Source organism: Flavivirga rizhaonensis (genome assembly GCF_004791695.1).
Classification (GTDB): domain Bacteria; phylum Bacteroidota; class Bacteroidia; order Flavobacteriales; family Flavobacteriaceae; genus Flavivirga; species Flavivirga rizhaonensis.
On the sequence record NZ_SRSO01000036.1, the window covers coordinates 20,222 to 44,447 of the forward strand.

Consider the following 24,226-nt stretch of genomic DNA (forward strand, 5'->3'; position numbering starts at 1 on the left):
TTGGTTTTTATAAATTCTTATTCTTATTGTTAATTTATCTATTGTTATTTTTGAAACCATGAAGTTATCAAAAATAACATATACGGTACAAGAAGCCACTAAAAAATTAGAGCATTATTGTGCGTATCAAGAACGTTGTCATCAAGAAGTTAGACAAAAACTAACTAATATGAATATGATCCCTGAGGCTATCGATATGATAATCGTTCACCTTTTGGAGCATAACTTTCTTAATGAAGAACGTTTTGCCAAAGCATTCGTAAGTGGTAAGTTTAAAATCAAGCATTGGGGGCGACGACGTTTAACTTACGAACTTAAGAAAAAAGACGTGGTCAAAGTTAATATAAATCAAGCACTTAGTGAAATCGAAAATGAGGAGTATATCGAGGTTTTCAACGATTTAGCCGAAAAAAAGGCAAATTCGATTAAAGAAACTAACAAGTTTAAGAAAAGAAAGAAATTAATAGATTTTTTAATATATAAAGGGTGGGAGTCTGATTTAGTGTATGAAAAAGCAAATGAACTTATACAATAAGAGTACTGTTTTCATGTGTTCTTATTATGGCCTGCTCATTTTTCCAATCAATCCATTTTTGACCTCTTAAACGTCTCATCATATTATCATAATTACGCATAATCAATAAGTTATATATTGCTCTGCTAAAGTTTTTAGGATTTCTTGCTATTGCCCTTAAACTCATAGAAAAACCAGGTGTTATATAACGCATATAATGCCAATAACCTTCTGGCATGTATAAAATTTCACCATGTTTTAATTCGGTTTTATGCCCCTTAGCTTTTTTAAGCATGGGCCATTTTTTAAAATCTGGATTGTTAAAATCTATGTCTTCTCTGGTGATTAAAGAATGTGGAATTTTATACAAGTATTTACTTTGTTTTTGGTCAAACATAATAACCTGTTTGGTGCCTTCAAAATGAAAATGAAAAATATTAGCTAAATCAATATCATAATGCATAAAAGTATGGGAATTACGCCCTCCAAAAAACAACATAGGAATTCCTTTCATGAGTCGTAACCCAAAATCTGGAAACGTAAAATCTTTTTGTAATTCAGGTATTTCTTTTAGAGCATTCCAGAGAAAAATACGATACTTAGTAGGCTCGCTTTTTAGCAAATCTATATAATCGCTCATTTTCATTTTTGCATGTGGTTCATTAAACCCATCTTTATAATCTACAGGTCTGTCATCGTAAAGTGGAATAGTAATATTACCAGCTATGGCTTTCATATAATCTAAATTCCATTTGGTGTAAGCAGGCCAGTCCTCTATAAACCGTTCAATAACAATAGGTTTTTGCGGATTAAAATAATATTTTAAAAAATCCGCTTTATTAATGGTTTTTACACGAGGAATATCTTGCAGATTAAGTGCCAATACTTAAATAGTTTAGTTTTCAAAGTTAAAAAAACGTTATGAAATCAAAAATAGTATTTTTGGAAGTCACTTCTAATTTTTTGAAATGAAGCATCTTAAGCAAGTTGGCTTACTTTAATAAAAATTTAAAAGTGATAATTTATTTAAAAATATAATTACTTTAAAGTTTTAGCTTTTTCTTTTGCAATTTCGTTACGCTCTATAGTATGATCTGGTCGTGTCCATTTAGGTTTCTCACCTAAAGCTTCATATTGAGAATCACTAGCTTCAACGGTTTGAGGTTGTACTTTTTTGGTAAATGGTTTTTGTGGATTCATCCCCAATAATTCAAACATTTTCATGTCTTCATTTACATCAGGGTTTGGAGTTGTTAATAGTTTGTCACCAGCAAAAATGGAATTAGCACCAGCAAAGAAGCACATAGCCTGCCCTTCTCTAGACATATGGGTTCTACCTGCACTTAAACGCACCTGAGTTTCTGGCATGACTATTCGTGTGGTAGCAACCATACGAATCATATCCCAAATTTCAACTGGTTTCTCATTTTCTAAAGGCGTGCCTTCAACCGCTACTAAAGCATTTATTGGAGTTGATTCTGGTTGCGGATTTAAGGTCGATAAAGCGACTAACATACCTGCACGATCTTCTATGTTTTCACCCATACCTATGATACCACCACTACAAACAGTAACGTTAGTTTTGCGTACATTGTCAATGGTATCCAACCTGTCTTGATAGCCTCTTGTAGATATAACTTCTTTATAGTATTCTTCAGATGAATCTAAATTATGGTTGTAAGCATATAAACCAGCTTCGGCTAATCGTTGTGCCTGATTTTTAGTAATCATTCCAAGTGTACAACACACTTCCATATCTAGTTTGTTGATGGTTCGTACCATTTCTAAAACTTCGTCAAATTCTTCACCATCTTTCACATTACGCCATGCAGCCCCCATACAAACGCGAGAGCTTCCAGTTGCTTTTGCACGCAAAGCTTGTGCTTTTACTTGTTGTACAGACATTAAATCATTTCCTTCAATATCGGTATGATAACGCGCCGCTTGCGGACAATAACCACAATCTTCTGAGCACCCTCCTGTTTTTATAGATAATAAAGTAGATACTTGTACTACATTAGGGTCATGATGCAAACGATGAATGGTTGCGGCTTCGTAAAGCAACTCCATTAAAGGTTTGTTATAAATTTTTATGATGTCTTCTTTTGTCCAGTTGTGTCGTATCTCGCTCATAAATGAAGTTAATAATCTGTATCAAAAATACTAATTAAATAGAATATACGTTCAATATTTCTCTAATTAATATACCTATTGATTCAGGCATACGTTTTTTATAAAACTAAAGATTTTGTATTTTACTATTGTCTGATTATATGATAAATGTGTTATTTTGCCTACTTTGTATTTGTCTTTAAATAATGAACCTTAAAGAGTATGAACAGAATACTGGTTTTCTTAAAACATCCAGATAAAAAGAGTATTTCCAAAATGATAAAGGAAATAATAACTCTTATGATTAAAAAGAGAGAAATACCTTTTTTTAAGGAAGCATGCAAAGAAGTTGTCAATGCCGTTAAAATTATACCAGATAGGTTTATAGGTTGGGATGTTGCAATTACCCAAAATGGTCCGATTATAGTTGAAGCAAATTGGGATCCCCATATTTTTTTAAGTGACTATGCATATGGAGGTTTGTTAAAAAATAGACATATAAAAAGATTAGTAAATGATTTAAAAAAGTAAAATGAATTAAACTAAGAAGAAAGTATAGAATAACTACACATGCATTAAAAGAGCTTTTTTCAGCTTAAAAGGTTTCTAAAACATAAAAACCCGAAGTTAGTCGGGTTCTTATATTTTATACATTTTTGAAAAGAATCTTATTTTTCTTCTTCAGTGTTGTTTGAAGTGTTTTCATTGACCTCTTTCCCTTTTAAATATTCAGGTAATTGCATTCCAGCCATATTGAACATGTCTTGTAAAGGAGGTACCGATTTATACATGCCAGAAAGGAAATTAGCTGTTGAAGATTTTCCATCTTCTCCACTACCACCATTTTCCCATACAGTTACTTTGTCAATCTTAATATTTTTAATGGCTTCTGCTTGTGTTTTAACTAACTCAGGTAGTTTATCCGCAATTAATAATAATACAGCATCTTTAGAATTATTACCAGCTGCTTTTACAATTTGGTCCAAACCAGCTGCTTGTTTTGTTAAGATTTCATATAGCCCTTCTGCTTCTGCTTGTGCTTTGAAAAGAATCGCATCAGCTTCACCTTTGGCGCGTCTTCTAATTTTTTCAGCTTCCGCTTCGGCGTCAATTTCAACTTTCTTTTTATCAATTTCAGCAGGAACAATAACATCAGCCATTTGAGATGAACGTTCTCTTTCTGCTCTCGCTGTTTCGGCTTCTTTTTCAGCAGCATAAGATTCTTCCAATGCTTTTGCGCTTTGAACTTTTTCAGATGCAATCGCGACACGTTCTGCTTCTGCTTCTCTTTGACGACGTAACGAATCGGAATTGGCCACAGCAATTTTTGCGGTATTTTCACCTTCTACGGCTTGTGCATTAGCTGCTGCAACTTGAGTTCTTTCATCTTGTACGGCATTAGCTTCACCAATAGATCCATCTCTTGTTTTTTCTGCAACCGATTTACGAGCTGCATTAATAGCATGCGCTGCGGCCTCTTTCCCTAAGGCTTCTATATAGCCAGATTCATCAACAATATCCGTGATATTTACGTTGATTAGTTTTAATCCGACTTTCTTTAATTCAGATTCTACAGATTGCGAAATATTTGCTAAGAATTTATCTCTATCGGAATTAATTTCTTCAATATCCATAGAAGCTACTACTAAACGTAACTGACCAAAAATAATTTCTTGAGCTAGATCTTGAATTTCATTTTGACCTAATCCTAATAAACGTTCCGCAGCATTTTGCATGATGCCAGGCTCAGTTGAAACACCAATGGTGAAACGAGAAGGTACATTTACACGGATATTTTGTTTAGAAAGGGCATTTACCAGATTTACTTCAATCGATATTGGTGTTAAATCAAGAAACTCATAATCTTGAATTACGGGTAAAATAAATGCAGCACCACCGTGAATACATTTAGCCGATTGCCCGCCACCTACTTTTCCGTAGACTACTAAAATCCTATCGGAAGGACAGCGTTTGTAGCGTCTAATTAGTACTATTAAAAAAAGGAATATAAATAATACTCCAAAAATAAGAGCCATAGGAAATCCTAAGTTAAGCCCTTCCTGAATTATCAGTAATTTCATAAGTGTGTTGTTTTAAAGGTTCTATTGGTTTTCTTGTTTGATCGACGATTAAAATACCATTTGAGGTAACATCGACTACTTTTATTATTGTTCCGGATTTTAATTCTACTAATGAATCTGTCAGGGCATCCAGTTCGCGCATAGCGCCTTGAACTCGAACACTTACTTTTCCCATTTTGGATCGATCGGCACCAATGGTAAGATATACTTCACCAATGGCATCAATCGCATTTTTATAGTTTAAAGTACCACTATCTGTTAGTTTACCCATGAAATAGAACATGGAGGCCATAATAACCATCATTATTAGTCCGCAGAATATAGAAATGACAATGGTTATGGGCATAGATAAACCAGCATCTATACATGCAATACCACTCCATCCAAAAATGGTAAAAAATCCAACTAGGTTTTTAAAAGTGATAAATTGAAACCCAATTCCTGTGTCTCCATCAATTTCAGAATCTATATCTCCAACTCCGTCAGCATCGCCTCCAGTAAAAGATAATATCATTACGATTGTGAAAATCAGTGACCCAATGATAGCAATTAGCCAATATATTTTTGGAAATAATTCTAAGTTTGAAAACCACTCTAGCATAGTTTGAGAATTAAAAATTAATGATTTAAATGTAAGACTATTTGAATAAGCTTACAATTTATTTTGAAAGTAAAATAGAAACCACATTTCCTGAAAAAACCAACGGTATTTATAAGGATATTTCTTATTTTTTTAGGAGTGTTTTTATTATCATATATGGCACACCAATAAATTCTTGATACTGTAACATTAAAACAGCAAGTTCAATATTTAAAGCTCCAGATGCTCCAAAGGAGTGACCTATCTTCCTCTTATATGTAGTCAAAACTGATTTTTTGTTACAATTTTTTTAAGCTGGCTTATATTCTGAGAAATTATCTTTTATAACATCGAAAATTATAATCATGAGATGGTAAATATTCAGTTTTAAAATTACTACAATAGCAATTATTAAAAATTAGTTATTAGTCACTTAAAAATTTAACGAATGGATACTCATTTTATAATAAGAAACGTAAACTGTTATTTATAATTTAAAATAATAATTAGTATTTTTAGAAAAATAGTTTATTATGAAATTCTTAAAAAGAACTCTTTTACTTTTAATTATTTTAATATTTGGTTGTAAAGAGAATGGCTCTAAAGTTATCATTAGTGGTAATATAAAAGCAGATACTCCTTATATAGTTGCTTTTACAACCCCAATTAATGAAGCTGCTTATAGTCCTTTTAAAGAAAAAATAACTCCAGATTCTTTAGGTAATTTTCAAATCAAACTTCCTTTAGAAAAAGCTGCTTTTGTAAAACTAGTCATAACCAAAGAAGATGGTTTTCAACAAATAACAAATACAACTTTGATAGTAGAACCTGATAAAAAATATATCTTAAATTTTGATTTAAATAAAAAGGATAAAAATGAAATTACGAGTATCAATGGTTTTAATAAACTAGCTCAACAAGAACTTAATAAAATAAATAATCCTATTCATATCCAAGTGGGAGCTAGACCATTTTTTAAAGATTCGATTGCTTCAGTGATTGTGTCAAAGGTAGATTCCTTAAGGTATATTGATATTTCAAAGTTTGAAAATCTTTACAAAAAAGATAGTATTTCTAAAGCTTTTTTTGAATTGTTAAAGTTAGATAGGGCATATTATTATGAAGCTTTAAAAGGAACAATTGGCTTTGTTAAATTTTTAATGAACGAAAGAACTAAGGGCATGTTTAATAGCGAGATTAAAACTATGTGGGAATCATGTTTTGAAAACGATTTGCTTACGCGATCTGATTTTCAGAATACAGAGTGGGGCTTTGCTTTTGCAGAAAATTATTTGTATTATAAAGGCTATGAGACTGTAAACTTTGATTTCGAAAAGTTTAATTCCAGAAAGTATTCATCGTGGATTACAGAATCAATAAATCTAGTTGATACGTTACTTCCTAAAAGTAGATTAGAATTTTATAAAGCTGCTTTTTTGTTCAATAACTTAATACAAAAGAATTATGAAAAAGAATTGGTAACTGTTTTTAATGATTTCAAAAAAGAATTTCCTAGTAGTAGTTATACAAAATATCTAAATCCTATGATAAACGAAGTAATAGGATTTCATGAAGCAATAAAAGAACCTTTTAGTGAAGACATTAGATTTGTGAAAGATTATGAAGGCTTTAATAGTTTTGATGAGGTTCTAAAATCATTGAAAGGAGAGAAATTATATGTGGATTTTTGGGCAACATGGTGTGGACCTTGCAAAAAAGAATTTAAACACAGTCAAGAATTAAAAAAATTATTAAGTAAATACAATTATAAAAGTCTTTATGTTTCTATAGACCGTGAAGAAAAACATCAGCAGTGGTTAGATATGGTTAAATTTTACAATTTGCATGGAACTCATTTAAGGGCTAACGAAGTATTATCTAAAGAGATTAGTGAAATGGGGGTAAATTATATTCCAAGATATTTTTTGGTAGATGAAGAAGGGCATATTATAGAAAATAAAGCTAAAAATCCTTCTCAATTAGAAGCTTTAGAAAAACAATTAATTCAACTAAATCGTTAGCTTTATGTTTTAGATAACAAAATACTAACTGCATTTCCTCCAAAACCAACAGCATTTACAAGAATATTTTTTATTCTTTTTGGTGTTTCTTGATTTTCTAAATAAGGAATACCAATAAATTTTTGATTTTGTAACATTAAAACTGCAAATTCAATATTCAGAGCCCCGGAAGCTCCAAAGGTGTGACCTATCTTCCATTTGTTCGTAGTTAAAGCAGGTGTTTTGTTACAAAATATTTTTTCTATAGCTCTATATTCTGAAAGATCGCCTTTTACAGTTCCAGGTGCATGCATTACAATAATATCAATATCGTTAGGATTTAATCCACCTAAAGCCATTTGCATCGATTTTTGAAAACATTGAGCATCACTCGAAATAGAAATATTATGCTCTAAAATTTCAGTGGCATAACCAACCCCTTTTATAATGGCCAAAGCATTTTCTTTTTCACCTGTTTCCAAGCAAGCCATTGAGGCACCTTCCCCTAAAACCATGGTGTTTTGTTTTTTTTCAAGATCTAAAGCGAGGCAAGGAAAAGATTCTTCGCTGCGCTCTGAATGACAAGGATCACTTAATTTGTTTTTTGAATATATTTTGAGTGCTCGCATTTGTGCAATGGTAAATGGCGTAAGAGGGGCTTCGCTACCTCCAACTAAAAATTTATTACACATACCAGAATTTATCCATGCAATACCATTAAGCATGGCATGTAAGGCAGTAGAGCAAGTTATTGAATGGCTAATTTCGGGACCTTGTGTTTGTAAATCGTGAGCGACCCAAGACGAAATATTACCTAATGTGGTTGTGGGCGAGCTTAATGTCTGGGTTTTATTTTTTTCAAGAAAATCTTTGTGATAGGTTTCAAAAAGTTCTGTAGCGCCACGGGATGATCCGATATTAATTCCAAAATTGTCTGAACCATTCCAACCAGCTTGTTTTATAGCATGTCGAGAAGCATAAATAGCAAATAAAACAGTATCATCAAGAGATTTGTATTTGGAATCTGATTCTCGTAATAATGTAATATACGCTTTAGCATCTTTAGGAATTTCAGCAACTAAAGCCTTTTCGTTATCAAATAATTTTTCTGAAAGACAATGTTTATCGTTTTGATAACTGTTCCATGCGTCATCTAGAGATTTTCCTAACGGAGAAATGGATGAAATAGCGGTTATGGAGATTGGTTTTTGCAAGATTTTAAACTTTAGACAAAAGTAAGTCTTATTGTATTTATTTCACATGGTTTTATCAAATAAAACGGATGGCGAATGGGTTTATGAAAAACTATATATTTTAATAAAAGAAACGTATGAGGAAATTAATTTGTTGAACAAAGATTTATAAGGAATTTAACTATGGTTAAACAATATCTAAAGCATCTTCAATAACTTGATAGATTTTTTGTAGTTGCTCCTTTGTAATCGTATAAGGTGCTTGAATATAAATAGTGTTCCCTAAAGGACGCAGAAACACACCATGGTCTAAGAAAAATTTAAACAGTTTATCTCGTAAATTACCGTAACGTTTCATTTCTATGTTTAAATCCAGAGCGAAAATAACCCCTGTTTGTCGTGTGGATTTTACTTTTGGGTGCGTTTTTATATATATATTAAATGCTTTATGAGAAGCAATAATGGTTTTTATATTTTGCTGAATAGTTTCAGATTGTAATAATTCTATGCTTGCTAAAGCAGCAGTACAGGCTAATGGATTTGCCGAATACGTATGCCCGTGGAACAAACCTTTTTTTATGTCATCGCTATAGAAAGCTTTGTAAATGTCTTCAGAACATGTAGTAAGCGCCATAGGAACTAAACCACCAGTTAAGGCTTTACTTAAACACATAATATCTGGTTTTATGTCTATATAATCTGATGCAAAATATTTTCCTGTTTTTCCAAAGCCCGTCATAACTTCATCGGCAACAGTAACAATATTATGTTTTTTACAAAACCCTAAAATAGTATTTAACCCTTCCGAATCATACATTTTCATGGCTGCCGCGCCCTGTACTAAAGGCTCGTAAACAAAACCAGCCACTTTATTGGTTTCTGCTATGGAGTTTAAAGTGTTTAAAATAGCTTCGTTATTTTCTCCGTTTGGGGTTGGAATTCGTTTTACCTCTAAAAAGAAATCTTCAAAAGGACCGTTGTAAACCGATAATCCAGACACGCTCATAGCACCAAAAGTATCGCCATGAAACCCATCTTCAAAAGCAATAAGCGTGTTGCGTTTTTCTCCTTTATTAAAATGAAATTGCAAGGCCATTTTAATCCCAATTTCAATAGAGGTTGATCCATTATCACTAAAGAAAATTTTGTTTTGATTGTCGGGCAAGATTTTAATGAGTGCTTCGGATAATTTTATAGCAGGCTCATGAGTAAAGCCACTAAAAACCACTTGATCTAATTGTTGCATTTGAGTAGCAACACGACTAGTTATATATTCGTTACAATGCCCATACATGCAAGTGTACCATGAAGCAATAGCATCAATATATTTGTTACCATCCTCATCATATAAAATACATCCTTTTGCTTTGGTTATGGCAATAGTTTCTGGGTGCAATTTGTGTTGCGTTAAGGGGTGCCAGAGGTGTTTTTTGTCGCGGGCTTTTAAGCTCATAGTTTCGTCATGCTGAACTTGTTTCAGCATCGCATTATGTTAATAATCTAAAGTTTTTAAAGTTGGATTCAATTCTTTGATCAAATTGAGTTTCCATTCTTTGTGCCAATTTTTTAATTGTTTTTCTCTGGCAATTGCTTGTTCAATATCTGAAAACTCTTCGAAATAGATTAAATCTTTTATGTTGTATTTTTTAGTGAATTTTGAAGCAGTTTCATCATAATGTTCTTCTAACCGTTTTGATAGATTTGCTGTAATTCCAATATAAAATGTAGTTCTGTATTTATTTGTTAATATGTATACGTAGCTTGATTTCATATTTATTATGTGACACGAAATACTGAAACAAGTTCAGCACGTGCAAGTTCAGTGTGACGAAACTTACAACCTATCTTTAAATAATTCGGCATATTCACTCACTACATTTTTATCAAAATAAGGCTCTTCATTAATACGTCCAATAACAGGGGCTTTTGTCATTTTATAAATGATACCCTCAGTGGTTTTATGTTCATTACCACTAAAAATAATAGAGACGTCGAACCCTTTTTCTTTTAAAGCATTTACCGTTAACAGAGTGTGATTAATACTTCCAAGATAATGCCTGGAAACAACAATCACTTTATAATCAGGTTTAATAAGGTCTAAAATAGTTTGCGTATCATTTATGGGTACTAGTAACCCACCTGCGCCTTCAATGACTAAATGATTTTTAGTTTTTGGGGCATTAATCTGCTTTATATCAATTGAAACCCCATCAATAGCTGCTGCTGCATGAGGACTCATAGGGGTTTCTAAGGCATAACTATTTGGGTGAATTTTAGACTTGGTATTGGTGATAAGTTTTTCAACGGTATGCTTATCGTCATGTTCTAATTCTCCCGCTTGAATCGGCTTCCAATAGTCAGCGTGCAAAGCTTCAGTTACTATAGCTGAGACAATAGTTTTACCAACATCGGTAGATATTCCTGTGATGAAATATGTTTTCATTTTAAATCGAATTCTGTTTTACAATCTTCGCATTTATACTTGTGTTTTGTATAAAAAGGAAGTGAAGAAAATAAAAACCCAAAAATAAACCAGAATAATGATTTAACATCTTTTATTGTAGAAAATAATTCGACTTTTTCACTTTTACAATTTGGACAATTGATGGTGTTACCTTCATCATCAAGAGAATATTTTTTAATAGTATCTAAAATATGTTGCGCCTTTAATGCCTGACGTGATAATACTTTTAGCTTAACACCTCCTATAGCATTACTTACCAATGGGTCTGTATCTATAGTTAAGTGGTCTGACAGAAAAACTTGAATGCCTTCTGCTTCTAACCGCCCTTTAATAATTTGCGCTTCAGATGAATATTGAAATCTGGCTATTGTTTTAAACGTATCACTCATAAAATAGTTTTCGAAAGTTTTAATGAAATACTGAAACAGGTTTAGTAAAAGCAAGTTCAGTATGACTTTGTCATAAAAATAGTAAGTCCTTTTAAAACTTCGGATATGTCTTCTTCAGAATTAAACGCATGTAAACAAAAACGCAATCGTTCTTGTTCTTTTGGAACTGTTGGTGATAATATAGGTTTTATATTAAAACCGTGTTCTTGAAACTTTCGGGCAATTAGTTTCACAGCATCATTCCCGGAAATAATACAGCAATGAATAGGAGAATGACTTTCTATAAAATAGTTTTGAAGCCCATTTTTAATAATCTCACTTTTAAAATGAGTAATATTTTTATGAAGTTGTTCTCTGTTCTGGGTTAAAACCAATTCATGATAAGCCGAATGAATAGTAGCTAAAGTATGAGGTGTTAGAGCCGTAGTATAGATAAAACTTCGAGCAAAATTCACCAAATACTGCTTTAAAGAGTCACTTCCTAAAATCGCAGCACCATGCGTACCAATGGCTTTTCCAAAAGTGATAATTCGGGCAAAAATGTCCTTTTCTAATTTTAAATACTGGACTAAACCAACACCGTGTTCTCCCAAAATACCAACGGCATGCGCTTCATCTACAATTAATAAGGCATGGTGTTTTTTACATAGTTGGACTATTCTTTTTAAATCTGGTGAATCACCATCCATTGAGAAAATGGATTCTGTAACAACATAAGTATTCGTTTTTTGTGAGACCTCTCGACTGCGCTCGAGGTGACATTTTAGATCCTCCGAATCATTATGCTTAAACTTATAAGCTTTGGCATTAGAGAGTTTTATACCATCACGAATGGAAGCATGACTATATTCGTCGTATAAAATAATATCTCCACGTTGCGGAACAGCAGAGAAGAACCCCAAATTAGCATCGTAGCCTGAATTAAAAATTAAGGTAGATTCGCTATTATGAAAATTAGATAATAAGGATTCAACAATATTGAAAAGCGGATGGTTTCCAGAAAGTAACCTTGAGCCTGTTGCCCCATTATGAATCATATTATGTCCAACTAAAAACTCATGAGTATTATTAAAAATGATTTCAGATTTTGAAAATCCTAAATAATCGTTAGAGGAAAAATCGATTAAATTATTTTGAGTTCCTAGTTGGCGTAAGGCATTATTAGCTTTACGTTCTTCAAGTTTTTGATATAGTTTTTTAGGAAACATGGGGTAAAGATACTAAAAGACCTGTCAGGTTTTAAAAACCTGACAGGTCTAATCTGTGAGTGTAAAATATCTTTATTTTGATAAAATTATTGTTTTTCGATAATTTTTGTATATTTGTTATCGTTAAACAATAATTTTATAAATATATAATGAAAGACAATACAAATATTTTAACTATTATGACTTGGGTTATTTTGCTGTCTTTAGCTTCCATTTTGCTTAATGATATTAGAGAATTTGATTTTAACCAGTTTAAAGAATTTCAAAGTTGGGCAAAATTTGCAGATAAAAATGAATCTTGGTTTACTTCAAAAAATGCGATACAATGGAGTTATTATGTGATTAGTGCTGGTTTATTTATTTGGAGAGGCTATCTTATTTATGGTTTTTCTTATTTTTTATCAATTCTAAAAGAGATAGAAAATGGGGATTACTTTAGTAATAATAATATAAAGTATTTCAAAAAGATAGGGAATATCTTTATTTGGTATACGATTAGTGTTCTTGTTTTAAGATTTCTTCTGGCATCCATAGGAAAATCTTCGTTCAATTTTTTTAATGAACTTAAAGCCGAATTTACTTTTTTAATCCCAGCTGGATTAGCTTTTTATATCCTCGCAGAGATATTCAAACAAGCTAAGAAAACACAAGAAGAAAACGATCTAACCATATAGTCATGGAACTTATTAAAAAAATAGGATTTAGGCTAATTTTTGTCTATTTCATCACTTATGTATTATTATTCATCACTTCACCTTGGTTAGAATCTATTTTAAATGGGTTCTCATTACATGTTTTAGATTGGGGTAACGACATTGAATTTAAAAGTACAGGAAGTGGCGACAGAAAATTTGATTTTGTACGCTTATGGTTCAATGTATTATTAACGCTAATAATAACATCTATTTGGAGTCTTTTAGACCAAAAAAGAGAAACTTATGATAAGCTACATTATGGATTTCTTGTTTTTATAAGGTTCATGTTATTTGTTATCATGCAATTGTACGGAATGGCAAAGGTGTTTAAAGTACAATTTACGTCGCATAGCTATGAAAAATTGATACAACCTATTGGAGAATTATCGCCCATGGGGTTAGCATGGACATTCATGGGGCATTCTTTTATGTATAACATCTTTCTAGGCTTTGCTGAGGTGTTAGGTGGTCTTTTATTGCTTTCTAAAAGAACTACAACTTTAGGAAGCTTAATTATACTAGGCGTTATGAGTAATGTTTTAGTCATGAATTTAACATATGATATTCCTGTAAAACTATTCTCTACTCATATTATATTGATGTCATTGATTTTGCTGATGTCTGATAGAAAAAGACTGATTGATTTTTTTATAAGAAACAGAAACGTTGAAAAAAATGAGCTTTATACGCCTTTAAAGAAAAATAAATTCAGAACGTTTATTTCTGTCTTTAAGAAGGGTGTTGGGGTACTCATTTTAGTAGTTGTTGTAGCGCAATGTTTTTTAAAAATAGATGTTAGAGGACTGCTAACAGATAAATCGATGCTTCATGGTGTTTGGGAGGTAGAGTCTTTTCAGAAAAATAAGCAATTACTTCCACCACTTTTAACAGATGCTACAAGATGGCGCTATTTTATTATTGATGAAAAAAGAAAAGCTGTTGTTAAAAAAATGACGGATGATTTGGAACGCTTTAAAATGAATGTGGATGTAGACAAACAACAAATGATGCTATCAAATGAAAACGATTCTACACTTCAAGTTTTGTCTTTTAAATTTCAGAATAAAGTGAGATTAAAAATGCAAGGCATTATTTATGGCGATACGTTAAATATACTCTTGAATAAGAAATCTGACGATGATTTTAAGTTAATAAGTAGAAAATTTCAGTGGATTACTGAAAAGCCTTATCAATATTAATAAAGCGTTATGATTTTAAAAGAAAAAACTACTCAAATTAACTTTAAAAGTTATGCCTTGGATATATTCATTTATCTATCTATACTTTTTTTAGTTAGAGAAATTAATGTATTTGGGCACTTGGGTAGTGTTATTTTGGGTTCGATTATGGCACTAATAGTGGCAAACTGGAGAATGAAAAAGCGCGATGTGTCTTGGAAAGATTTAGGCCTCCGTAAACCAGAAAATATTAAAAAGCAATTATGGGTTGGTGTATCAATTATAGTGGCTGTTTTAGTGATGGCAATTATGACAAAAGTCCTAAAAAATTATTTCCCTGATGTTTTTCCTACAAATGAAAACACAGATAATAAGTTTGCCTATTTAAAAGGAAATTTATTATTATTCTTTTCAATTATTTTTTTCATTTGGATTGAATCTATGCTTGAAGAATTAATTGATAGAGGATTTTTAATGAATTGGTTGGAGGGTTTGCTTTTTAATTCATCATTCAAAATAGGTCTGGCCATAACCATTCAAGCTGTATTATTTGGTTTTAGACATTCTTATGATTTATCAGAAATATCCATAACAACAGGGCTAATTGGTTTGTTTATGGGAATTGGGTATTATGCTTCAGGTCGTAATCTATGGGTGTTAATTATTGTGCATTGCATTCTTAATACCTATTCAATAGGATATCTCACATTTTTAAAATAACCCTGAAATAATATGGCATTAAACTAAAGATTTTAATAAAAGCTAGTTTTGGTAAAACCGTTAATTTAGCAAATAAATACTCCTAATACTTTAAAGGATCTTAATCATGAAAAACATAAATCTTTTATATAAACTTCTACTTTTTATCAATATTTTATTTTTGATACTATTATTAGTCTTAATAGTAATTTTAGTCATTCCAGATTTTTTGTATCAAAAACCGCATGATGATAAAGTGTTGGGGATATTTAACCATTTGGTCATATTTTGTCGCGGATTACTTTTGTTTATGGGCCTGTTTAAAATTCAACAAGCATTAAAAGCTATTATAAAGTATGGTTTTTATAACAAGGTAAGTGAGGTTAGATTTAAAAAGGGAGGGCTTTTTCTTATTCTTTTTGGCGTGATAGGTTTTATATTTAATATCATAATCAAAAGTGAGTTAGAGTTGAATGTATTTATAACCAACTTTGTTCAATACTTTTTTGTTTTATTAGTAGGTTTAGGGCTTTTTGTTTTTTCAGACTTTATAAAAAGCGGTACAATTCTAAAGGAAGAAAACGATTTAACCATATAACCATGCCAATTATTGTAAATCTTGATAGGATACTTGCCGAGCGTAAAATGAAAAGCAAAGAGTTGGCTGAAATTATAGGTATAACGACAGCAAATCTTTCTATTTTAAAATCAGGCAAAGCAAAAGCAGTGCGCTTTTCAACTTTAGAAGCCATTTGTAAGGCTTTAGATTGTCAGCCTGCTGATATTTTAGAGTATGTCGAAGATTGATTTAGTATTAAAACATGTATTTTTGAAATATAAATCCTAATTATTAATTTATTATGAAAACGTTTTTCTTTCTTTTATTATTTACTGTTACTTGTATTAGTTTTGCGCAGAATAACTATATCGTAAAAACGGAAGATGGAAGACGCGTCTTACTTAAAGCTGATTTTACCTGGGAGTATATTGATGCTGAAAAACCAAAACCTATAACGGATACTTCTCCAGCAAATACTTCAAAGCCAAAGGAAAATAAAGGCTGTAATTTAGTTGAGGATTTTACGGAACCTAAGTTGAATAAAAAAATTCAAACTCAATTAAAAAGAGGCAGAGCAACGATTGCTCATGTAAAAAAGAAAGTTGCTAAAGATTATAACTGTAAAATTGCAGATGTTTTATTAATATCGGTTTCAGAACAAAAGGAGAAAGCTGTTTATCACTTTTGTGCTAATGGTACCAAAACAACTTACAAACGTATTGGTAATTCTATAATAAAGAAGGATAAGTTCTTTTAGAGATTAAATATATTCTTTCATCTTTTTCTTTATAACTATATTTTTCTTACGACTCCTAATGTTTATTATTTATAGTATTTAAAAAAACAGGGAAATCCTGTATATTTACTAGCATGTACGCCTTAGTAGATTGTAATAACTTTTATGCGTCTTGTGAGCGCGCTTTTAACCCTAATTTACGCAACAAACCCATTGCTATTTTAAGTAATAATGATGGCTGTGTTATTTCGCGAAGTGATGAAGCCAAAGCATTAAATCTCCCTATGGGGGCTCCTATTTTTAAATGGGAAGCATTTTGTAAAGCGAATAATATTCAAGTATTTTCTTCTAACTACCCACTATATGGAGATATGAGTAGTCGGGTAATGACCATATTAGAGCAGTTTACTCCAAATGTGGAAGTGTATAGTATAGATGAAGCATTTGTACAATTTAGAGGCTTTGAAGGTTATGATTTTGAAGACTATGGGAACCAAATTAGACAGCGTATTTTAAAATGGACTGGAATTCCTACTTGTGTGGGGATTGCACCAACAAAAGCGCTTTCTAAAGTAGCAAATAAAATAGCTCGTAAATTTCCAAACGAAACCAAAGGCGTTTATGTGATTGATTCTGGAGAAAAGCGGATTAAAGCTTTAAAATGGATAACACTTGAAAATGTTTGGGGAATTGGACGTGGGTTGCAAAAACGATTAAAAATAAAAGGATGCAAAACGGCATTGGATTTTGTTCAGTTGCCAGATGAATGGGTACGTAAGAATTTTTCAATTACTGAATGGAAGCTAAAAAAAGACTTAGAAGGTATTTCTAAGTTGAAATTGGATGAATTTCAAATAAAAAAAGCGATTGCCACGACTAGAAGTTTTGAATATACCTTCTCTGATATTGAGAATATTAAAGAGCGAATTTCGACATTTGCAACAAGTTGTGCTGAAAAATTACGTAAGCAAGGATCGAGTTGCCATATGATTTATGTAACCTTAAGTAGTGACAGGCATAAAAAAAAATTAGAGCAACATAGAGTAAGCAAAGTAATTAGTCTGCCATATCCAACAGATTCTAGTTTAATAATTAGTCAGCAAGCAGTTCAGGCAGTTACATATATTTTTAAAGCAGGAATAAAGTACAAACGTGCAGGAGTTGTAGTTACAGGTTTAGTGCCAACAGGCAATCAGCAATTACAAATGTTTGATAATGAAAATCCTAAACATAAACCTTTAATGCATACTATAGATAAGTTAAATGCGAAGTATGAGAACTATAAAATAAAATTTGGAAATCAAGATTTAAAGCGCACATGGAAAATGCGTCAGGAACGATTATCACCAAGGTATACAACTAATATTAATGATGTTATTAAGGTGAAATAACATATTATAATACTTGTTTTTTACGCTAACCTACATTTATTTTACGCATACATACGTATTCCATTTAATATAGAACGTATTTTGTAAATAATCATTATAAATAAAAGATGATGAAAAATAAAGTATTATTTTTTGTAGTATTTAGTTTATTGGTAACCATTACAGGTGTTGCCCAAATTCAAGAAAAAAATATTTCAGATATAGAAGTCTCTAGCCCTAGACCTTACAGGTATGAGGGTGCAGGCTATAACGAAGTAGCTATTGATAAACTGCCTATATTTAAATTAAAAAAAGGAGGGAATTCAGAAGAACTAAACAAACTCATAGCCGAAGTGTCAAAAAAAGGGGGAGGTGTTATAAAAATACCTTCTGGCGCATACAATTTTATGCAAATATTATTAAAATCCAACGTGCATATACGTATTGCAAAGAACACAGTTATAGAATTTCCCGAAAATTCAGGAAACAAGAAAGGAGAGAAATCAATCATTATGATTGGCCGTTTGGCCAATGAAGGGCGTATAAAAAATGTAAGTATCGTTGGAGAGGGCTCATTAACTAATCGTCCTAAATTTATTTTAAGGCAGGTAGATATAAAGCACCGTAGAGTATTTAGTATTGGCAGTGTAGAAAACTTACTTATAGAAAACTTTACTATAGAAGATAATGAAACTAAAGGCTCTGCCATAGCTTTTAATTTACAAAGAAAGGGCGATAGTAAAGCGTATAGAGCTAAAGGTGCTACTGTAGCGAATATATCTATGACAGGTATAGAACATGGGTATGCTTTGGTACAGAACAATGTGGGAGAAAACATACTTCTTAAAAACTTGATATGTGAAAACGGTGTAACTTGCCGCGTGGAAACACATTCAGCCAGACCGTTTAATGTGGGCATAGATAACATTGTCATTCAAAATATAGTGAATAAACATGGTAAAGCTGCTGTTTTATTACAACCACATTCTGTAGTTAATGGACGCGTTATAGTTGAAGGTGTTAAATCCATAGGTAGCGTATGGACTGTTTTTCTTAAAGAAGGCTTTGTTGCTAAAGATTCTAAACGAAGAGAAAACGGGGTGTTTATAGGCTCTAAGATTAGTGGTATATCAATGGTATATAGTAATACTAAAGCGGTTCTTTCTCGAAGAAATGTTAAAAATGTTCCTGATGCGCTCAAACAATTTATTTCCGAAGAAGACAGAAATATTAAAAAATTTAAAGTAATAGATCCCTCAATAATAGAAAAAGGCGTCCCTGGACCATCTATAGCACCTGTTTTTTCTAATGTGAAAACATATAGTGTTGAATTACCCAATGCAGATGAAATTAGAGTGTCTGGTGAAGATGTACACTTAAGAAAAGTAAAGTTTTTTAGAATAGACTAGATTAACAAAGGTGTTATTAATGTAGTTAGATCTTTAGTCGCTTTATAACTAATAAATCACCTATTATGCAGGAAAATAAAAAACAAATAGTAGTCTGCAATAATTTTTATCTGTTGCAAACACGCTTATAACCTTAATTTACATAACCAAACCATTGACAATTTTGAACAATAATAATTTCACCCTTACTTCAGCAAAGATAATTGTATGTACAATATTTAGTTTGTTTGCGATAACAACAAATATAGCGCAAAGTGAAGTTCGGGATATTTCAGATATAGAGGTGTCAAGCCCTAAACCTTACAGAAGTGAAGGTGCTGGTTACAATGAGATAAATATTGATGATTTGCCAGTGTTTAAATTTAAAAAAGGAGGAAGCTCCGATAGGCTAAATGCACTTATTATAAAGGTTTCTAACAAAGGAGGAGGCGTTATTCAAATTCCGGCAGATACTTATGAGTTTTTCCAAATAGAGGTAAAATCAAATGTGCATTTGCGTATTGCAAAAAATACCATTATAAAGTTCCCTTTATCATCTACGAGAACTAAAGGTGAGAAATCTTTTTTTATGATAGGAAGGTTAGAAGATGAGGGGCGAATTAAAAATGTAAGTATAGTTGGAGAGGGAAATGCTCAAAATCGGCCTAAATTTATTTTAAGACAAATAGATTTAAAACACCGTAGAGTGTTTAGTATGGGAAGCGTTCATAATTTATTAATTGAGAACTTTACTATAGATGATGAGCTTACTTTTGGGTCTTCAATTGCATTTAATTTACAGAAAAATGGCGATAATAATTCGTATAGAGCTAAAGATGTTACTGTAACCAATGTGTCTATGACAGGAGCAGATCAAGGCTATGGCTTAGCACAAACCAATGTAGGAGAAAATATTTTACTTAAAAATTTAGTTTGCGAAGGAGGAATGACCTGCCGTATCGAGGCGCATACAGGAAGAAAGTATAATGTAGGACTTGACAATATTGTGATACAAAATGTATTAAGTAAGAGTGGGAAAGCCGCAGTATTATTACAACCACATTCTGTAATTAATGGACGCGTTTTAGTTGATGGGGCAAAATCCATTGGTAGTGCATGGGTTGTGTTTTTAAAAGAAGGGTTTGTTGCTAAAGAATCTAAACGAAGAGCAAGAGGAGAATTCCGTGATTCAAAAATGAGTAATTTATCAATGGAATATAGTAATAGTACGGCAGTGCTATCTCAAAAAAATATTAAATATGTACCAAAAGAACTTAAGAAATTTTTAGGAAAAAAAGTTGAAAAAGATAATAAGAAGAAAGAGTCAGAAGTAGGCGTTCACGGACCATCGGTAGCTCCTATTTTTTATAATTTGAAATCGTACACCGTTGAATTACCTACTGAAGATGAAATTAAAGTTTCAGGAGAAGATATAGATCTAAGAAAACAAAAGATTTTAGTGATAAAATAGATAGACTAAGATTTAAAAATGGGCCTAAAATCCGATTGTATAATCATAGCAATCGGATTTGGATTTTGTTGTATAAATATGTAATTTATTTCTGTTTAATTTTGAAATTGGGCATTAATAAATTGAAATATTTTTAATAGATCACTCTAAAAATATACCTACAAAAGAAATAAATTATATGTACTATTTCCAAGTTAAAATGGGATTACTAACAAATAGTGCGTAATCTTTATTAACTTTAATGCCAAAGTGTCTTTAATAGTAAATTCTTTAAAATGATATTACATAAATCTAATGCCCTAACGTTTTTTACTCCCAAAACGACAAATAGTTTAGGAACTCCTTTTTTTGACACAGGAATTTCGGCAGGATTTCCTTCACCAGCTGAAGATTTTAAGGAACAACGTTTGTCTTTAGATAAAGAACTCATTAAAAATAAAGAAGCTACTTTTTTTGCACGTGTAAGCGGACAATCGATGATTGGCGCGGGACTAGACGATAATGATTTGCTGGTAATAGATAGAAGTTTGGAACCTTCAAACAATAAAATAGCTGTCTGTTTTTTAGATGGTGAATTTACAGTAAAACGCTTAAAAGTAGATAAGGACGACGTATGGTTACAGCCGGAAAATCCTAATTATCCGATTATCAAAATTACTAGTGATAATGATTTCATTATTTGGGGTATTGTAACTAGTGTGATTAAAAAAGTATAGTTTTTAATGGCACAAATTGTTTACAAACGTGCTGAAACAAACGAGGAGTTACAGCAAATTTTAGACTTACAACGTGTTAATATTAAGCCATCATTATCTAATGAGGCCATAAAAGCTGAAGGGTTTGTTTCTGTAATGCACACTTTTGATGTTTTAAAACGCATGAATGATGCTTGCCCACATATAATTGCTGTACATAAAGAAAAAATTATTGGCTATGCCCTATGCATGCTTAATGCTTTTAGAAATGATGTGCCCACACTTATACCCATGTTTGAATATATGGATGGCATCATTGCATCAAAAAACTTATCGGAGCTTCATTATTTAATTATGGGGCAGATTTGTATAGACAAAGCATATCGAAAGCAAGGTATTTTTAAAAAGTTGTACTATTACTTTAGAGATGAATTAAAGTCAGATTTTGATGCTGTAATTACAGAAGTTAATTCTAAAAACAGTCGTTCCTCTGAAGCACATCGCGCCGTAGGATTTAACACTTTAGATGTGCATACCGAAGCTGGAGAAAATTGGGAGTTGATTATTTGGAAATGGATCTAATACCAACCATTTCACATTTGAAATTATTGTATAAAAAAACGCAAAGCATTTGCTTCACGTTTTTAATATATTTTATAAAAAGAAATTTAGTCTGCTAAAACAATAATTTTATTGTCTTTCATTTCTATGGTTCCAGAATTTATCTTTAATAAAGTCGTGTCTTTTTCTCCTTTAGTAAATTTGTCCTGAACGGTTTCGTCTAATTCAATATTTCCTGAAATTTTCACAATCCCCTCTTTTAATAGAGATACAATTGGTGCGTGATTATTTAACATTTCGAAGTCTCCATTAACTCCAGGAACAGCAACGCTAGTTACTTCACCGCTAAATAAGGTTGCTTCAGGTGATACAATTTCTAAATACATATTTTTCAGTTTGCAGTCGCAGTTTGCAGTTTGCAGTCACTGAAGACTGAAGACTGGTTACTGCTAACTATTTTACGCTTCAGCTAACATTTTATCTCCAGCTTCGATAGCTTCTTCGATAGTTCCTTTAAGGTTAAAAGCAGCTTCTGGTAAGTGATCTAATTCACCATCCATAATCATGTTAAACCCTTTAATTGTTTCTTTAATATCAACTAACACACCTGGAATACCTGTAAACTGCTCTGCTACGTGGAAAGGTTGTGATAAGAAACGTTGTACACGTCTAGCTCTACCTACAGCCAATTTATCTTCTTCAGATAATTCTTCCATACCAAGAATAGCAATAATATCTTGTAATTCTTTATAACGTTGTAATAACTCTTTTACGCGTTGTGCACAGTCATAGTGTTCGGTTCCTAAGATATCTGCTGTTAAGATTCTAGAAGTAGAATCTAATGGGTCTACAGCAGGGTAGATACCTAACTCAGCAATTTTACGAGATAATACTGTTGTTGCATCTAAGTGAGCAAAGGTCGTTGCAGGAGCAGGATCCGTTAAATCATCTGCAGGTACGTAAACCGCTTGTACAGATGTAATAGAACCTCTTTTTGTTGATGTAATACGTTCTTGCATTGCACCCATCTCTGTTGCTAGTGTTGGTTGGTAACCTACCGCAGATGGCATACGACCAAGTAATGCAGACACCTCAGATCCAGCTTGTGTAAAACGGAAAATGTTATCTACGAAGAATAATACATCTTTTCCTTGTCCTTCACCAGCACCATCACGGAAATACTCAGCAATAGTTAAACCAGATAATGCCACACGAGCACGAGCTCCAGGAGGCTCATTCATTTGTCCGAATACAAACGTCGCTTTAGATTCTTTCATCTTAGATTTATCAACTTTAGATAAATCCCATCCGCCTTCTTCCATAGAGTGCATAAAATCATCACCGTAACGGATAATTCCAGATTCTAACATTTCTCTTAAAAGGTCATTTCCTTCACGAGTTCTTTCACCTACACCAGCAAATACTGAAAGTCCACCGTGTCCTTTTGCAATATTGTTAATCAACTCTTGAATTAATACTGTTTTACCTACACCAGCACCACCAAATAAACCAATTTTACCACCTTTTGCATAAGGCTCAATTAAATCGATGACTTTAATACCTGTAAATAAAACTTCAGTAGATGTCGATAAATCTTCAAATTTAGGAGCTTGACGGTGAATTGGTAACCCAGCGTCATTAGCTTTAGGTAAATCTCCAAGACCATCAATAGCATCTCCAATTACATTAAATAAACGTCCGTAAACATCATCACCAATTGGCATTTGTATAGGCGCACCAGTAGCTATAACTTCAGTTCCTCTACTCAAACCATCAGATGAATCCATGGCGATAGTACGAACTGTATCTTCACCAATGTGAGACTGTACTTCTAATACTAATATAGAACCGTCAGGTCTTTTAATTTCTAATGAATCGTAAATTTTTGGAAGTTCTGAACCTGCACCGAATTCAACATCGATTACCGGACCTACTATTTGTGCAACTTTACCTGTAACTTTAGACATTACTTATGTATTTAATATTATGCGATTTAATTGTATGAAAACACTTTTAGTTTTCGCGTGCAAAGATATATTTTTTAATTTAAAATAAAAGTTGTTTTTAGAGCTTTTTTATAATAAAAAAACACCTTCTAACTGAAGGTGTTTTATAATGATATTTTACCTCACCCAGAACTGCCAAAAAAAGCCATTCTGACCTCTCCAAAGGAGAGGTAAACAGGAACACCCGACCCCCTTGGGGTGGCGATTTCCTAGAATATGGCAAAAATTGGTTATATTATGATTATGGAACAACAATCAATACTTTCAATCACGCAACGTTTCGGTACTCAAGAAGCCTGTATAAGCTACCTTGAGTCGATTCGTTGG

At 32.1% G+C, this 24,226-nt stretch carries 27 protein-coding genes; 14 read left to right on the forward strand and 13 right to left on the reverse strand.

Annotation, left to right across the window (positions count from 1 at the left end):
* The first annotated feature begins 58 nt into the window (after positions 1-58).
* Positions 59-535, forward strand: a complete 477-nt coding sequence (locus tag EM932_RS18560) for a regulatory protein RecX (RefSeq protein ID WP_135878705.1) — start codon at positions 59-61, stop codon at positions 533-535.
* On the opposite strand, the gene EM932_RS18565 is transcribed toward EM932_RS18560, so the two are convergent.
* Both EM932_RS18565 and bioB read right to left on the reverse strand, forming a co-directional pair.
* On the reverse strand, positions 525-1,397 hold the full coding sequence (locus tag EM932_RS18565; protein ID WP_135878706.1) for a cupin-like domain-containing protein: 873 nt from the start codon (positions 1,395-1,397) through the stop codon (positions 525-527). The genes EM932_RS18560 and EM932_RS18565 overlap by 11 nt on opposite strands.
* Before the next feature lie 155 nt (positions 1,398-1,552).
* Positions 1,553-2,647, reverse strand: coding sequence for a biotin synthase BioB (gene bioB, locus EM932_RS18570; RefSeq protein WP_135878707.1), 1,095 nt, complete (start codon positions 2,645-2,647; stop codon positions 1,553-1,555).
* A 201-nt stretch (positions 2,648-2,848) separates the two neighbouring features.
* Between bioB and EM932_RS18575 the strand changes: the two genes are divergently transcribed.
* Positions 2,849-3,157 carry a sugar-transfer associated ATP-grasp domain-containing protein gene (locus tag EM932_RS18575; RefSeq protein WP_135878708.1) on the forward strand — a complete coding sequence of 103 codons (309 nt, stop codon included), beginning with the start codon at positions 2,849-2,851 and terminating at the stop codon, positions 3,155-3,157.
* Between the two features lie 137 nt (positions 3,158-3,294).
* Here EM932_RS18575 and EM932_RS18580 read toward each other — a convergent pair whose 3' ends face one another.
* The 3 genes from EM932_RS18580 to EM932_RS20975 form a co-directional block, all read right to left on the reverse strand.
* Positions 3,295-4,707 (reverse strand): flotillin family protein, encoded by a 1,413-nt coding sequence (locus EM932_RS18580; protein ID WP_135878709.1) that lies wholly within the window; start codon positions 4,705-4,707, stop codon positions 3,295-3,297.
* A complete protein-coding gene (locus tag EM932_RS18585; protein ID WP_135878710.1) occupies positions 4,676-5,308 on the reverse strand; it encodes a hypothetical protein in 633 nt (210 codons plus the stop codon). Before EM932_RS18585 ends, EM932_RS18580 begins: the two co-directional genes overlap by 32 nt.
* A gap of 124 nt (positions 5,309-5,432) precedes the next feature.
* Positions 5,433-5,573 (reverse strand): hypothetical protein, encoded by a 141-nt coding sequence (locus tag EM932_RS20975; RefSeq protein WP_170179848.1) that lies wholly within the window; start codon positions 5,571-5,573, stop codon positions 5,433-5,435.
* A 247-nt stretch (positions 5,574-5,820) separates the two neighbouring features.
* Between EM932_RS20975 and EM932_RS18590 the strand changes: the two genes are divergently transcribed.
* Complete coding sequence (locus EM932_RS18590) at positions 5,821-7,308, forward strand: TlpA family protein disulfide reductase (RefSeq protein WP_135878711.1); 1,488 nt, start codon at positions 5,821-5,823, stop codon at positions 7,306-7,308.
* A 2-nt stretch (positions 7,309-7,310) separates the two neighbouring features.
* Here the strand turns inward: EM932_RS18590 and EM932_RS18595 are convergent, their stop codons facing one another.
* From EM932_RS18595 to EM932_RS18620, 6 genes are all read right to left on the reverse strand, one after another.
* Positions 7,311-8,501 carry a beta-ketoacyl synthase N-terminal-like domain-containing protein gene (locus tag EM932_RS18595; protein WP_135878712.1) on the reverse strand — a complete coding sequence of 397 codons (1,191 nt, stop codon included), beginning with the start codon at positions 8,499-8,501 and terminating at the stop codon, positions 7,311-7,313.
* 166 nt (positions 8,502-8,667) lie between these two features.
* Positions 8,668-9,933 carry an adenosylmethionine--8-amino-7-oxononanoate transaminase gene (gene bioA, locus EM932_RS18600; protein ID WP_135878730.1) on the reverse strand — a complete coding sequence of 422 codons (1,266 nt, stop codon included), beginning with the start codon at positions 9,931-9,933 and terminating at the stop codon, positions 8,668-8,670.
* Between the two features lie 39 nt (positions 9,934-9,972).
* Positions 9,973-10,251, reverse strand: a complete 279-nt coding sequence (locus EM932_RS18605) for a GIY-YIG nuclease family protein (protein WP_135878713.1) — start codon at positions 10,249-10,251, stop codon at positions 9,973-9,975.
* A gap of 63 nt (positions 10,252-10,314) precedes the next feature.
* Positions 10,315-10,923 carry a dethiobiotin synthase gene (bioD, locus tag EM932_RS18610; RefSeq protein ID WP_135878714.1) on the reverse strand — a complete coding sequence of 203 codons (609 nt, stop codon included), beginning with the start codon at positions 10,921-10,923 and terminating at the stop codon, positions 10,315-10,317.
* Complete coding sequence (locus tag EM932_RS18615; RefSeq protein WP_135878715.1) at positions 10,920-11,333, reverse strand: putative signal transducing protein; 414 nt, start codon at positions 11,331-11,333, stop codon at positions 10,920-10,922. Before EM932_RS18615 ends, bioD begins: the two co-directional genes overlap by 4 nt.
* A 56-nt stretch (positions 11,334-11,389) precedes the next feature.
* Positions 11,390-12,541 (reverse strand): aminotransferase class I/II-fold pyridoxal phosphate-dependent enzyme, encoded by a 1,152-nt coding sequence (locus EM932_RS18620; protein WP_135878716.1) that lies wholly within the window; start codon positions 12,539-12,541, stop codon positions 11,390-11,392.
* Between the two features lie 149 nt (positions 12,542-12,690).
* On the opposite strand from EM932_RS18620, the gene EM932_RS18625 reads away from it, so the two are divergent.
* From EM932_RS18625 to EM932_RS18675, 11 genes are all read left to right on the forward strand, one after another.
* Positions 12,691-13,215 (forward strand): DUF2975 domain-containing protein, encoded by a 525-nt coding sequence (locus tag EM932_RS18625; protein WP_135878717.1) that lies wholly within the window; start codon positions 12,691-12,693, stop codon positions 13,213-13,215.
* Positions 13,216-13,217: 2 nt separating this feature from the next.
* On the forward strand, positions 13,218-14,435 hold the full coding sequence (locus EM932_RS18630; RefSeq protein WP_135878718.1) for a hypothetical protein: 1,218 nt from the start codon (positions 13,218-13,220) through the stop codon (positions 14,433-14,435).
* Between the two features lie 9 nt (positions 14,436-14,444).
* Positions 14,445-15,134, forward strand: a complete 690-nt coding sequence (locus tag EM932_RS18635) for a CPBP family intramembrane glutamic endopeptidase (RefSeq protein WP_135878719.1) — start codon at positions 14,445-14,447, stop codon at positions 15,132-15,134.
* 106 nt (positions 15,135-15,240) lie between these two features.
* The gene (locus tag EM932_RS18640; protein ID WP_135878720.1) at positions 15,241-15,711 is read left to right on the forward strand and encodes a DUF2975 domain-containing protein; all 471 of its coding nucleotides are present in this window, start codon (positions 15,241-15,243) and stop codon (positions 15,709-15,711) included.
* A 2-nt stretch (positions 15,712-15,713) separates the two neighbouring features.
* Complete coding sequence (locus tag EM932_RS18645) at positions 15,714-15,920, forward strand: helix-turn-helix domain-containing protein (protein ID WP_135878721.1); 207 nt, start codon at positions 15,714-15,716, stop codon at positions 15,918-15,920.
* 53 nt (positions 15,921-15,973) lie between these two features.
* A complete protein-coding gene (locus EM932_RS18650; protein ID WP_135878722.1) occupies positions 15,974-16,429 on the forward strand; it encodes a DUF3157 family protein in 456 nt (151 codons plus the stop codon).
* A gap of 113 nt (positions 16,430-16,542) precedes the next feature.
* Positions 16,543-17,799, forward strand: coding sequence for a Y-family DNA polymerase (locus tag EM932_RS18655; RefSeq protein ID WP_135878723.1), 1,257 nt, complete (start codon positions 16,543-16,545; stop codon positions 17,797-17,799).
* Positions 17,800-17,906: 107 nt separating this feature from the next.
* Positions 17,907-19,187, forward strand: a complete 1,281-nt coding sequence (locus EM932_RS18660) for a glycoside hydrolase family protein (RefSeq protein WP_135878724.1) — start codon at positions 17,907-17,909, stop codon at positions 19,185-19,187.
* 163 nt (positions 19,188-19,350) lie between these two features.
* Positions 19,351-20,637: a glycoside hydrolase family protein gene (locus tag EM932_RS18665; RefSeq protein WP_135878725.1), complete on the forward strand. Its 1,287-nt coding sequence runs from the start codon at positions 19,351-19,353 to the stop codon at positions 20,635-20,637.
* Positions 20,638-20,912: 275 nt separating this feature from the next.
* Entirely contained in the window at positions 20,913-21,353 is a 441-nt protein-coding gene (locus EM932_RS18670) for a LexA family protein (RefSeq protein WP_135878726.1), read from the forward strand.
* A gap of 6 nt (positions 21,354-21,359) precedes the next feature.
* On the forward strand, positions 21,360-21,914 hold the full coding sequence (locus tag EM932_RS18675) for a GNAT family N-acetyltransferase (RefSeq protein ID WP_135878727.1): 555 nt from the start codon (positions 21,360-21,362) through the stop codon (positions 21,912-21,914).
* Between the two features lie 86 nt (positions 21,915-22,000).
* On the opposite strand, the gene EM932_RS18680 is transcribed toward EM932_RS18675, so the two are convergent.
* Positions 22,001-22,279 (reverse strand): F0F1 ATP synthase subunit epsilon, encoded by a 279-nt coding sequence (locus EM932_RS18680; protein ID WP_135878728.1) that lies wholly within the window; start codon positions 22,277-22,279, stop codon positions 22,001-22,003.
* Between the two features lie 72 nt (positions 22,280-22,351).
* On the reverse strand, positions 22,352-23,860 hold the full coding sequence (gene atpD / locus EM932_RS18685) for a F0F1 ATP synthase subunit beta (RefSeq protein WP_135878729.1): 1,509 nt from the start codon (positions 23,858-23,860) through the stop codon (positions 22,352-22,354).
* Positions 23,861-24,226 lie beyond the last annotated feature (366 nt).